Below are 12,430 nucleotides of genomic sequence, written 5' to 3'. Positions count from 1 at the left end.
GGGGGTTGACACCCACTGATGTTAACGCTCACACTTCTCCGCCAGATGGGCATTGGCTGCCAGCGGCAGAGCCGGGAGCCGGCCGCACGGGAGGGGCCCACCAAGGCGTCAGAAAGTTGGAGGAAGGTCCAATGTCGAAGAAGTTCCTCGCGGTCGTCGCCGGCGTGGCGCTGGCCGTCGGTCTGGCGGGATGCGGCGGTGACTCGTCCGCGTCGGGCGGCGGCGGAGCCGGCAACGACACCATCACCATGGGCTTCGCCCAGGTCGGTGCCGAGTCCGGCTGGCGTACCGCCAACACGAAGTCCATCCAGGAGTCGGCCAAGGAGGCCGGCATCGACCTCAAGTTCTCCGACGCCCAGCAGAAGCAGGAGAACCAGATCAAGGCGATCCGCAGCTACATCCAGCAGAAGGTGGATGTCATCGCCTTCAGCCCCGTCGTCGAGACCGGCTGGGACGCCGTGCTCCTCGAGGCCAAGCGCGCCAACATTCCCGTGATCCTCACCGACCGTGCGGTGGACTCGCAGGACACCTCGCTCTACAAGACCTTCCTCGGGTCCGACTTCGTCGAGGAGGGCAAGAAGGCCGGTGAGTGGCTGGTCAAGGAGTCCGCGGGCAAGAGCGAGGTCAACGTCGTCGAGTTGCAGGGCACGACCGGCGCCGCGCCCGCCATCGACCGCAAGGAGGGCTTCGCCGAGGTCATCAAGGCGGCCCCGCAGATCAAGGTCGTCGCCTCCCAGACCGGCGACTTCACCCGCTCCGGCGGCAAGCAGGTGATGGAGGCCTTCCTCAAGTCCAACCCGAAGATCGACGTGGTGTACGCGCACAACGACGACATGGGCCTGGGCGCCATCGAGGCCATCGAGGCGGCCGGCAAGAAGCCGGGCGTCGATATCAAGATCATCACGGTCGACGCGGTGCGCGACGGGATGCAGGCGCTCGCCGACGGCAAGATCAACTTCATCGTCGAGTGCAATCCGCTCCTCGGCCCCCAGCTGATGGATCTCGCCAAGAAGGTCGTCGACGGCGAGCAGGTGCCCCCGCGCGTGGTGACGGAGGAGACGACGTTCACCCAGGAGCAGGCGAAGACCGAGCTGCCCAACCGCCAGTACTGAGAGCGGGCGAAGCTCCGCCCACCGGCGCCCCCGCCACCCCGCGGATGGCGGGGGCGCAACCCCGGAGTCCGGCCCCCCAGCCGGTCAAGGCTCGTAGCACGTGATGGAGGACCACCATGTCGGTGGACGCGAAGCAGGCACCGCGTGTGGCCGAACCGGCCGCGCTCGTGCAGATGCGCGGGATCTCGGTGGAGTTCCCGGGGGTGAAGGCCCTGCAGGAGGTGGACTTCCGCCTGTTCCCCGGCGAGGTGCACGCCCTCATGGGGGAGAACGGCGCCGGCAAGTCGACGCTCATCAAGGCGCTGACCGGCGTCTACACCCCGACCGCCGGCGTCACCACCCTGCAGGGGCGGGAGGTGTCGTTCTCCGGCCCCGCCGAGGCCCAGGACTCCGGGATCAGCACCGTCTACCAGGAGGTCAACCTCTGCCCCAACCTCACGGTGGCCGAGAACATCCTGCTCGGCCGTGAGCCGCGGCGGTTCGGCGCCATCGATGGCAGGGCGACCCGGGCCCGCGCCGCCGAGCTGCTCGCGGACATGGGACTCCAGATCGACCCCGGCTCCGTCCTCGCCGAGCACCCCATCGCCATCCAACAGCTCGTGGCGATCGCCCGCGCCGTCGCCGTGGACGCCAAGGTCCTCATCCTCGACGAGCCGACCTCCAGCCTCGACCAGGACGAGGTCGCCGAACTCTTCCGCATCATGCGCGTCCTGCGGGACCGGGGCGTCGCCATCCTCTTCGTGTCGCACTTCCTCGAGCAGGTCTACGAGATCTCCGACCGGATGACGGTGCTGCGCAACGGCCGGCTGGTGGGGGAGCATCGCACCGCCGAACTCAGCCGTCTCGAGTTGGTCTCCCTCATGATCGGACGGGAACTCGGGGCGCTGGCGGAGGTCGAGCGGCTCGCCGGCCAGGCCGGCGAGGAGGCCTCCTCCGTCCCCGTGCTGCAAGCCACCGGAGTCGGCCGCAAGGGCTCCGTCGCGCCGTTCGACCTGCAGATCAACCGCGGTGAGGTGGTGGGCCTGGCCGGACTCCTCGGCTCCGGTCGCACCGAGCTCGCGCGGCTGCTCTTCGGGGCGGACCGCCCGGACAGCGGCCAGGTGACCGTCGACGGCAAGGCGGTGCACCTGCGCAATCCCCGCGCCGCCATCGCCGCCGGGATCGCCTTCTGCTCCGAGGACCGCAAGGGCGAGGGAGTGGTGGCCGACCTCAGCGTCCGGGACAACCTGATCCTGGCCATGCAGGCCGCCAACGGCTGGGCCCGGCCCATCCCTCGCAAGGTCAAGGACCAACTGGTCGAGAAGTGGATCAGAGCGCTGGACATCAGGCCGGCGAACCCCGACGCGCTCGTCGGGAAGCTGTCCGGTGGCAACCAGCAGAAGGTGCTGCTCGCCCGCTGGCTCGTCACCAAGCCGAAGCTGCTCATCCTCGACGAGCCCACCCGCGGCATCGACATCGGGGCCAAGACCCAGATCCAGAAGCTCGTCGCCGAGCTGGCCCAGGAAGGCATGGCCGTGGTCTACATCTCCGCCGAGCTCGAGGAGGTCGTGCGCCTGAGCCACCGCGTCGTCGTGATGAAGGACCGAGCCAAGATCGCCGAGCTCGACCAGCACGCGACCGTGGACGACATCATGCGGCTCATCGCCCACGTGGACGAGCGCTCCGAGGCGGTGGCGGCATGACCTCCACGCGCCCGCTGGACCGGTTCCGCAGCAGCGGGCTGCTGTGGCCCCTGGTCGCCCTCGTGGCGCTGCTGGCGGCCAACGCCGTCGTACGCCCGTCGTTCCTGGCCCTGCGGTTCCAGGACGGCCACCTCTACGGCAGCCTCGTCGACATCCTCAAGAACGGCGCGCCGACCATGCTGATCGCGCTCGGCATGTGCCTGGTCATCGCCACGCGGGGGATCGACCTCTCGGTCGGCGCGATCGTCGCCATCTCCGGCGCCGTCACCTGCTCCTACATCGCCGGGGCCGGCGACCCCACCAGCGCCGGGGCCGCCCTGACCGGCATGGGCGTCGCGCTGGCGCTGTGCGCAGTCCTCGGCCTGTGGAACGGTTTCCTCGTCGCCGCCCTCGGCATCCAGCCGATCATCGCGACGCTCGTCCTCATGACGGCCGGGCGGGGCATCGCCATGCTCATCACCGACGGCCAGATCATCACCGTGCGCAACCCGACGTTCCGCACGGTCGGCGCCGGCTTCCTGGTGCTGCCCGTCTCGATCCTCATCGCCATCGCCGTGTTCGCGCTCGTCGCCCTCGTGACCAGAAGGACCGCGCTCGGCCTGCTCATCGAGTCCGTCGGCATCAACCCCGAGGCCAGCCGGCTGGCCGGCCTGCGCGCGCGCACCATCCGGTGGACCGTCTACGTGTTCGCCGCCATCTGCGCGGGCGTCGCGGGACTGATGATCAGCTCGAACGTCAGCGCCGCCGACGCCAACAACGCGGGCCTCTGGATCGAGATGGACGCCATCCTGGCCGTGGTGATCGGTGGCACCTCCCTGGCCGGCGGCCGCTACAGCCTCACCGGGACCCTGCTCGGCGCGCTGATCATCCAGACGCTCACCACGACGGTCTACAGCATGGGCATCGCGCCCGAGATCACGCTCGTCTTCAAGGCCGTCGTCGTCATCGCCGTGTGCCTCCTGCAGGCGCCCAAGGCGCGGGCCGCCCTGCTGCGCCGCACCCGGCGACGGCACGCGCCGCCGGATCCCGACGCCGAGCCCGCGGCCCGACCGCACACGCAGACCCCGACCGCAGCGATGGTGGAGAAGGTGGCCCAGCCATGACGACCTCAGCAACGCCCGTCAAGGGCAGGGCCCCGCTCACGCTCGCGGGTCGCGGGTCGGTTCCCGGCCGCGTCGTCCCGGTGATCGCCACGTTCGTGCTCTTCGTGCTCCTCTTCGGGGTCGGCACCGCCCGCTACGACGGATTCATGTCCGGTCAGGTCGTGGCAAACCTGTTCATCGACAACGCGTTCCTCATCGTCCTGGCCGTCGGGATGACGTTCGTCATCGTCACCGGGGGCATCGACCTGTCGGTCGGCGCGGTCGTGGCGCTGTCGACCATGGTCGCCGCGGCCGGCCTGCAGGCGGGGCTTCCGGCGCCGCTCGTGGTGCTGCTGGTGCTGGCCATGGGGTCGACGCTCGGCCTGCTCATGGGCCTGGTCATCCACTACTTCGAGATCCAGCCGTTCGTCGTCACGCTCGCCGGCATGTTCCTCGCCCGGGGGCTGTGCTTCGTCGTCGGCGTGGAGTCGATCTCGATCAAGGACCCGACCTTCCGCACCTTCGCCACCACCGCTATCCCGCTGTCCGACGACGTCTCGATCACCTGGAGCGTGGTGATCGCCCTGGCCATCGTGGCGGTGGCCGCCTGGGCTCTGCACCGCACCCGGTTCGGACGTACGGCCTACGCGGTCGGCGGCAACGAGAACTCGGCCATGCTGATGGGCCTGCCGGTCGCCAGGGTCAAGGTCGGCGTCTACGTCATCAGCGGGCTCTGCTCGGCGATCGCCGGCCTCCTCTTCGCCCTCTACATGCTCTCCGGCTACGGCCTGCACGCCGTCGGCATGGAACTGGACGCCATCGCCTCCGTCGTCATCGGCGGCACGCTGCTCTCCGGCGGCGTCGGTTACGTCCTCGGCTCGCTGCTCGGGGTTCTCGTCCTGGGTGTCATCCAGACCTTGATCTCGTTTCAGGGCACGCTGAGCTCATGGTGGACGAAAATCGCGATCGGAACGCTGCTGCTCCTCTTCATCGTGATGCAGCGGGTCTTCATGCGGAGGCAGCCGTGACCACGGCAGCCGCCAAGGCGCCGGTGATGGCCGACGTCGCTCGCCTCGCGGGCGTGTCGCACCAGACGGTGTCGCGGGTGATCAACGGGTCGCCCAGCATCAAGCCGGAGACGCGGGAGCGCGTGCTCCAGGCCATCGAACGGCTGGGCTACCGCCCCAACACGGCCGCTCGCGCGCTGGTGCGGGGACGCTCCGGCATCATCGGCATCATCGGCACGGCCCGGACCCTGTTCGGTCCGACCAGCATCCACCGGACCGTCGAGGACGCGGCGCGCGCCGCCGGGTACTTCGCCACCTCGGTGAGCCTGTCGGAGGTGACGCGGCGGGCCCTCAGCGACGCCACCGAACACCTCATGCGCGTCGGCGTGGAAGGCATCGTCATGATCGCCGGGCACGACGAGGCGCTCGAGGTGGTGCGTACGCAGCGCTCCCAGGTCCCCTTCGTCGTGGTGGAGGGGGACCTGTCGAAGGCGTCCCGCACGGTCGGGGTGGACCAGGTGCTCGGCGCCCGGATGGCCACCGAGCACCTCCTGGAGCTCGGGCACCGCGAGATCGTGCACGTGAGCGGCCCGCTCAACTGGGCGGAGGCTCGCGCCCGGGTCGAGGGCTGGCGCGTGGCGATGCGGGCGGCGGGCCTGCGCGCGGCCGAGCCGGTCCCCGGCGACTGGAGCTCGCGGAGCGGGTACGCCGCCGGACTGCGGATCAACGAGATGCCCGAGACCACCGCGGTGTTCGCGGCCAACGACCAGATGGCGATCGGCGTGCTCCGCGCGCTGCACGAGTGCGGCCGGAGGGTGCCGCAGGACATCTCCGTTGTCGGGTTCGACGACGTCCCCGAAGCCGCCTACCTCATCCCGCCGCTGACCACGATTCAGCAGGACTTCGACGCCGTCGGTCGACGGGCGATCGAGGTCGTCACGCAGGCGATCAAGGGCGAGGAGCTCCACCCGTCGCCGTTGGTCAACCCCAAGCTCGTGGTGCGTGGAAGCACCGCGCCACCGACAAGGACCGGCTGATGAGCAACGACAAGTACGTGGTGGGCATCGACTTCGGCACGCTGTCGGGCCGGGCCCTCGTGGTCCGGGTCTCCGACGGCGCCGAGGTCGGGTCGGCCGTGCACGAGTACCCCCACGCCGTGGTCACCGACGCCCTGCCCACCGGCGAGGCGCTGCCGCCGGAGTGGGCACTGCAGGTGCCCCAGGACTACCGCGAGGTCCTCCGGGTGGCGGTGCCGCGGGCGGTACGGGCGGCGGGGATCGACCCCGCCGACGTCATCGGCATCGCCACCGACTTCACGGCCTGCACGGTGCTCCCCACCACGGCCGACGGCACCCCCCTGTGCGAGCTGCCGGCGTACGCGGACCGGCCGCACGCCTACGTCAAGCTGTGGAAGCACCACGCCGCACAGGGACAGGCCGACCGCATCAACGAGCTGGCCCGCCGGCGCGGGGAGGCGTGGCTGCCCCGCTACGGCGGTCTCATCTCCTCCGAGTGGGAGTTCGCCAAGGCGCTCCAGGTCCTCGAGGAGGACCCCGAGGTGTACGCCGCGACCGAGCGCTGGGTGGAGGCCGCGGACTGGATCGTGTGGCAGCTGTGCGGCACGTACACCCGCAACGCCTGCACCGCCGGCTACAAGGGCATCCTCCAGGACGGGACGTATCCGACGGCGGAGTTCCTCGCCGCGCTCAACCCCGGCTTCGCGCGCTTCGTCGCCGACAAGCTCCAGCACCCCATCGGCCAGCTCGGCGAGGCCGCCGGTCGCCTCACGGCGCAGGCGGCCGCCTGGACAGGCCTGCCCGAGGGCATCGCGGTGGCCGTCGGCAACGTCGACGCCCACGTCACCGCGCCCGCCGCCCAGGCCACCGAGCCCGGCCAGATGGTGGCGATCATGGGCACCTCCACCTGCCACGTCATGTCGAGCACCGTCCTGCGGGAGGTGCCGGGCATGTGTGGCGTCGTGGACGGCGGGATCATCCCCGGGCTCTGGGGCTACGAGGCCGGCCAGTCGGGGGTGGGCGACATCTTCGGCTGGTTCACCCGCACCGGCGTGCCCGCGGCGTACGAGGCCGAGGCGAACAGGCGCGGCATCTCGGTGCACGAGCTGCTCACCGAGCGGGCGGCCGGCCAGGCGGTGGGCGAGCACGGGCTCGTCGCGCTCGACTGGCACAGCGGCAACCGGTCGGTCCTCGTCGACCACGAACTGTCCGGAGTCGTCGTCGGGCAGACCCTGGCGACCCGCCCGGAGGACACCTACCGGGCGCTGCTCGAGGCCACCGCCTACGGCACCAGGGTCATCCTCGAGACGTTCCGTGACAGTGGCGTGCCGGTCTCCGAGCTCATCGTCGCCGGCGGCCTGGCCAAGAACCGCCTGCTCATGCAGATCTACGCCGACGTGACCCGGATGCCGCTGTCGGTCCTCGGCTCCGAGCAGGGCCCCGCTCTCGGCTCGGCGATCCACGCCGCGGTCGCCGCCGGCGCCTATCCCGGCATCACGACCGCCGCCAAGGCGATGGGGCGGGTCACCCGGGCGGCGTACGTGCCCGACGAGGAGCGGGCGGCGGCCTACGACGCGCTGTTCGCCGAGTACCTGGCGCTCCACGACTACTTCGGCCGGGGCGCGAACCCGGTCATGAAGCGGCTCAAGGAGATCCGCCGTTCCGCGATGGCCGCCACCGGCCGGGAGGAGAGCTGACCGTGACCGTCCTGACCGACGTCGACGCGACGATCCGGCGCCTGCGCGAGGAGGTGTGCCGGCTGCACGTCGAGCTGACCCGCTACGAACTCGTGGTGTGGACCGCCGGCAACGTGTCGGCGCGCGTGCCCGACCGCGACCTGCTGGTCATCAAGCCCAGCGGCGTGTCGTACGACAAGCTCACCCCGGACAACATGGTCGTCTGCGACCTGTACGGCGAGGTCGTCGACGGCGACCACGCGCCGTCGTCCGACACCCACGCCCAGGCGTACGTCTACCGCCACATGCCGCACGTCGGCGGCGTGGTGCACACCCACTCGACGTACGCCACGGCGTGGGCCTCGCGGGGCGAGCCGATCCCCTGCGTGCTGACGATGATGGCCGACGAGTTCGGCGGCGAGATCCCGGTCGGCCCGTTCGCGCTCATCGGCGACGACTCCATCGGGCGCGGCATCGTCGAGACGCTCTCGCAGAGCCGGTCGCCCGCGGTGCTCATGCGCAACCACGGCGTCTTCAGCATCGGCGCGACGGCCCGGGCCGCGGTCAAGGCCGCCGTCATGTGCGAGGACGTCGCCCGCACCGTCCACATCGCCCGGCAGCTCGGTCAGCCGCTGCCCATCAGCGAGCGAGACGTCGACTCCCTCTACGACCGCTACCAGAACGTCTACGGGCAGCGCTGACCCCGCCCCGGCCACACGAGGAGATCCACCCATGCCCGCTGACCCCCAGAACGCCCCCGAGCTGTGGTTCCTGACCGGCAGCCAGCACCTGTACGGCGAGGAGACCCTGCGCCAGGTGGCCGAACAGTCGCAGGCCATCGCCAAGCAACTCGATGCCAGCGGCGTGCTGCCCGCCAAGGTGGTCTGGAAACCGGTCCTCGTCGACTCGGCCGCCATCCACGCCCGGGTGCTCGAGGCCAACGCCGCGGCGTCGTGCATCGGTGTCATCACCTGGATGCACACGTTCTCGCCGGCGAAGATGTGGATCGCGGGAATGGACGCGCTGCGCAAGCCGATGCTGCACCTGCACACCCAGGCCGGCGCGGAGCTTCCGTGGTCCACCATCGACATGGACTTCATGAACCTCAACCAGGCCGCCCACGGCGACCGCGAGTTCGGCTACCTCACCGCCCGCCTCGGCGTGGCCCGCAAGGTCGTCGCCGGGCACGTCAGCAACCCCGTCGTCGTGGAGCGGGTCGCCGCCTGGGCCCGTGCCGCCCTCGGCGCGCACGAGCTGCGGACGCTACGGCTGGCCAGGTTCGGCGACAACATGCGCGACGTGGCCGTCACCGAAGGCGACAAGGTCGAGGCGCAGCTGCGGTTCGGGGTCTCCGTCAACACGTACGGGGTGAGCGAGCTGGTTGAGATCGTGGACCAGACCTCCGCCGCGGTGGTTGACGACCTGGTGGCCGAGTATCTCGACAGCTACGACGTCGCGGCCGAGCTGCGCCCGGGCGGGGATCGCCACGAGTCGCTGCGCTACGGCGCCCGGATCGAGGCGGGACTGCGCAGCTTCCTCTCCGAAGGCGGCTTCAAGGCCTTCACGACCAACTTCGAGGACCTCGGTGGTCTGCGCCAGCTGCCCGGCCTCGCCGTGCAGCGGCTGATGGCCGACGGCTACGGATTCGGCGGCGAGGGCGACTGGAAGACCTCGGTCATGCTCCGCACCACCAAGGCCATGGAGGCCGGCCGGCCCGGCGGCACCAGCTTCATGGAGGACTACACCTACCACCTGGTGCCCGGCCAGGAGAAGATCCTCGGTGCCCACATGCTCGAGGTCTGCCCCAGCATCGCCGGGCGCAAGCCGACCCTCGAGATCCACCCCCTGGGCATCGGCAACCGGGAGGACCCGGTGCGCCTGCGGTTCACCGCCGCCCCCGGCCCGGCCGTGGTGGTGGGCATCAGCGACCTGGGCGACCGCTTCCGCCTGACCCTCAACGAGGTCGACGTCGTCGAGCCCGACGAGGCGCTGCCCAGGCTTCCCGTGGCGTGCGCCGTGTGGGAGCCGCGACCTGACCTGTCGACCTCGGCCGAGTGCTGGCTGCTCGCCGGCGGACCGCACCACACCGTGCTCTCCAAGGCCGTCGGCACGCAGGAGTTCCGCGAGCTGGCCGAGATGCTGCGTACCGAACTCGTCGTCGTCGACGCGGAGGCCACGCCGGAGAAGCTCCAGCGGGAGCTCCGGTGGAGCGCCGCCTACCACCGCCTCGCCGAGCGTCTGTAACACCGCCCCGGCACTGTCGCCCGCCACCGTCGATCCGCACCGGGTCGAACGGGCGGTCGGTCGTGCCCGCGTGCACCCGGAAACCCCTGCTTCGGAAGGAGTTCCACATGTCACGTCCACACCGCTGGTCCGGCACCCGACGGCGCGGCCTACTCGCCGCGGCGCTCGCCGCGACCATCACCGCGACCCTGACCGGCCAGCCGGCCCGGGGAGAGCCCGTCGCCGAACCGGAGCCGCAGGTCGACCTGGCGCCACTCACCAGACCGTTCGTCATGCCCGGCTTCAAGGAGCAGGAGTTCAACGGCGCGCTCTTCGTCGGCGAGGGAGAGACCCGGTTCTCCGTGTCGGTCGACCTGCTGACCAAGGACAACAAGGTCGTCCACGAGAACATGGTGCCGAACATCCGGCGCATCGGGCCGATCGCCACCGACGGCTCGTACTACGAGATCGAGCTCAGCACCGACGACCGGGTCCTCACCGCGGAGAAGATCGGCGGGCTGCGGGCCACTCTCGAGCACCCCGAGAGCTGGGACGCCCAGGACGTGGAGGCGGCTCGGACCCAGCTGCCCACTCTCCAGGCCCGCTACGAGCAGATCCAGCGCGACCGCCGCAACATCGTGATCCGCTTCGCCCGGGTGGGGTCGACCGAACTCGTCGGGTCCGTGACCGCCCTCGACGACGACACCACCGTGTTCATCGACGCGAGCGCACCCTGGCTGGAGCCCAGCCGGTACGTCGTCGCGGGCGAGCGGGCCATGACGGGTACCACCACCGGGCTGACCGATCCCGGCAGGCAGGCGCACCTGCGCGTCGACACCAGCGCGCCCGCCGACAGCGGCGCGTCGTACGCCTCGCTGAAGGACATGCTCAACGCGATGGTGGGCAAGAGCGCCGCGGCCGGTGACGGCGCGGCGGCCCTGCGGTGGGAGCTCGACCGCGACGAGACGGTGACCTTCACCGCCCGCATGGGCGACGCGGCGCTCCCGGCCTCGCCGCGTTCGAAGGACGAGGCGCTCGCGCTCCTGACGCAGGCCCGGAGCCGGGTGAACGACGGCAGCGTCGACGGCGACGGCCGGGTCGGCCAGACGACGACGTTCATGCGCGACGCCATGGCCCTCAACGCCAACTACGACGAGAAGTTCAACCGCAGCTTCGTGATGTGGGGCCTCGGCGGAGGCGGCGACGACATCTTCAAGGGGTGGGACTCGGCCTGGGACGGCATCACCGCCCTGAGCCTCGACCCGGCGCTCGCGCTGGACCACATCCGGGACTTCTACGACCAGGGCGGGCCCCGGTACGACCAGCTCCATGCCGGCCCGATGCACGCCTACCTCGCCTGGCGGGCCTACACCCGCACCGGCGACCGCAGCGTCCTCGACCTGGTCTACCCGGTGATGGTGCCCTACATCGACCGGATGCGGGAGTTCGACACCGACGGCGACGGCCTGCTCGAAACCCCCTGGGCAGGGGCGCGGCTCGGCGGCCGCGGCAACCACCTCGGCCTCGACGACAGCCCGCAGTACTTCAACGCCATCCAGGTGCCGACCGACGGCAGCGACAACCGGGACAACACCAACCTGACCGACGTCGCGCTCAACTCGTACTACGGACTCTTCGCCGAGACCCTCTCGCAGATGGCGGGCGCGCTCGGGCAGGACGCCGACCGGGCACGGTTCGCGCAGCTGCACGCTCAGCTCGAGCGGCGCATGAACGACCGGCTGTGGAACGCCGAACGAGGGCTGTACCTCAACCGGTACCTGGACGGTACGTGGGAACCCACCACCACGCCGACGGTGTTCTACCCGCTGTTCGGCGGGCTGGCCGACCCCGACCGGGCCGAGATCCTGGTCCGGGACCACCTGCTCAACCCCGACGAGTTCTGGGGCGAGTACGCCATTCCGAGCGTGGCGCGCAACGATCCGGCGTTCTGCAGCGCCGGGCGGACCCACGAGGAGGCGCCGGCCTACCGCTACTTCCAGAAGCACAACGAGGAGGACGCGTGCGAGGAGTGGAAGGGGGCCGTGTGGCCGCCGATGAACGCCACGGTCTACGACGGCCTCAAGCGGTACGGATTCGACGAGCCGGCGGCGGAGCTGGCCACCAAGAGCAGTGACCTGTGGCTGTCCACCTGGGAGGAGATGGGCTGGTTCCCCGAGTACTGGGACGCCGAGCCGGGCCAGGTGATCAACGGCGCCGCGACCGACACCGCGTGGCGCACCTACAGCTGGTCGAACCTCATGCCGCTGATGGGTACGCAGGAGCTGATCGCCGACGAGCCGTGGGGTGACCCGCGGGGCGTGCGCTTCGGGACGCTCGGCCTGCCGGGCACCAACTCGGTCAACGAGGTGCCGCTGCACGGGCACCGCTACAAGGTGGTGGCCGGGCCCACGTCGACGGTGGTCCACCAGGACGGCCGCCCGCTGTTCATGGCCAACGGGGCGCGGGTCGTCGTACGGGACTTCGTGCTCGCCGACGGGACCGCCACCTTCACGGTCAAGGCGGACGGTGACGCCACCGTCCGGGTCTTCACCGACGGCGGGGGCAAGCCCCGCACGGTGCAGGTGCCGGAGGGCACCACCCACGTGCGGCTGTGACGTGGGGGCGGTTCGGG

9 protein-coding genes are annotated in these 12,430 nt (G+C 70.7%); all 9 read left to right on the top strand.

Annotated features, from left to right (window positions below; translation table 11 throughout):
• The first annotated feature begins 131 nt into the window (after positions 1-131).
• Complete coding sequence (locus ACFY23_RS29640; protein ID WP_350677580.1) at positions 132-1,112, top strand: ABC transporter substrate-binding protein; 981 nt, start codon at positions 132-134, stop codon at positions 1,110-1,112.
• A gap of 116 nt (positions 1,113-1,228) precedes the next feature.
• Entirely contained in the window at positions 1,229-2,794 is a 1,566-nt protein-coding gene (locus tag ACFY23_RS29635) for a sugar ABC transporter ATP-binding protein (RefSeq protein WP_350677577.1), read from the top strand.
• Positions 2,791-3,897: an ABC transporter permease gene (locus ACFY23_RS29630; protein ID WP_350677574.1), complete on the top strand. Its 1,107-nt coding sequence runs from the start codon at positions 2,791-2,793 to the stop codon at positions 3,895-3,897. Before ACFY23_RS29635 ends, ACFY23_RS29630 begins: the two co-directional genes overlap by 4 nt.
• The gene (gene yjfF, locus ACFY23_RS29625; RefSeq protein ID WP_350677572.1) at positions 3,894-4,904 is read left to right on the top strand and encodes a galactofuranose ABC transporter, permease protein YjfF; all 1,011 of its coding nucleotides are present in this window, start codon (positions 3,894-3,896) and stop codon (positions 4,902-4,904) included. The genes ACFY23_RS29630 and yjfF overlap by 4 nt, the downstream gene beginning before the upstream one ends.
• Entirely contained in the window at positions 4,901-5,920 is a 1,020-nt protein-coding gene (locus ACFY23_RS29620; protein ID WP_350677569.1) for a LacI family DNA-binding transcriptional regulator, read from the top strand. Before yjfF ends, ACFY23_RS29620 begins: the two co-directional genes overlap by 4 nt.
• A complete protein-coding gene (gene araB / locus ACFY23_RS29615) occupies positions 5,920-7,596 on the top strand; it encodes a ribulokinase (protein ID WP_350677566.1) in 1,677 nt (558 codons plus the stop codon). Before ACFY23_RS29620 ends, araB begins: the two co-directional genes overlap by 1 nt.
• Positions 7,597-7,598: 2 nt before the next feature.
• Complete coding sequence (locus tag ACFY23_RS29610) at positions 7,599-8,276, top strand: L-ribulose-5-phosphate 4-epimerase (RefSeq protein WP_387038529.1); 678 nt, start codon at positions 7,599-7,601, stop codon at positions 8,274-8,276.
• A gap of 31 nt (positions 8,277-8,307) precedes the next feature.
• Positions 8,308-9,819 carry an L-arabinose isomerase gene (araA, locus tag ACFY23_RS29605; protein ID WP_350677563.1) on the top strand — a complete coding sequence of 504 codons (1,512 nt, stop codon included), beginning with the start codon at positions 8,308-8,310 and terminating at the stop codon, positions 9,817-9,819.
• A gap of 107 nt (positions 9,820-9,926) precedes the next feature.
• The gene (locus tag ACFY23_RS29600) at positions 9,927-12,413 is read left to right on the top strand and encodes a trehalase family glycosidase (protein ID WP_350677561.1); all 2,487 of its coding nucleotides are present in this window, start codon (positions 9,927-9,929) and stop codon (positions 12,411-12,413) included.
• Positions 12,414-12,430: the final 17 nt, after the last annotated feature.

Source organism: Micromonospora sp. NPDC000121 (assembly GCF_042899165.1).
Classification (GTDB): domain Bacteria; phylum Actinomycetota; class Actinomycetes; order Mycobacteriales; family Micromonosporaceae; genus Micromonospora.
This window is presented reverse-complemented; position numbering and strand designations above follow the sequence as displayed.

Coding starts and splice junctions, on each gene's coding strand:
- ACFY23_RS29600 (WP_350677561.1), top strand. CDS start 9,927: ATGTCACGTCCACACCGCTGGTCCGGCACCCGACGGCGCGGCCTACTC.
- araA (WP_350677563.1), top strand. CDS start 8,308: ATGCCCGCTGACCCCCAGAACGCCCCCGAGCTGTGGTTCCTGACCGGC.
- yjfF (WP_350677572.1), top strand. CDS start 3,894: ATGACGACCTCAGCAACGCCCGTCAAGGGCAGGGCCCCGCTCACGCTC.
- ACFY23_RS29640 (WP_350677580.1), top strand. CDS start 132: ATGTCGAAGAAGTTCCTCGCGGTCGTCGCCGGCGTGGCGCTGGCCGTC.
- ACFY23_RS29635 (WP_350677577.1), top strand. CDS start 1,229: ATGTCGGTGGACGCGAAGCAGGCACCGCGTGTGGCCGAACCGGCCGCG.
- araB (WP_350677566.1), top strand. CDS start 5,920: ATGAGCAACGACAAGTACGTGGTGGGCATCGACTTCGGCACGCTGTCG.
- ACFY23_RS29630 (WP_350677574.1), top strand. CDS start 2,791: ATGACCTCCACGCGCCCGCTGGACCGGTTCCGCAGCAGCGGGCTGCTG.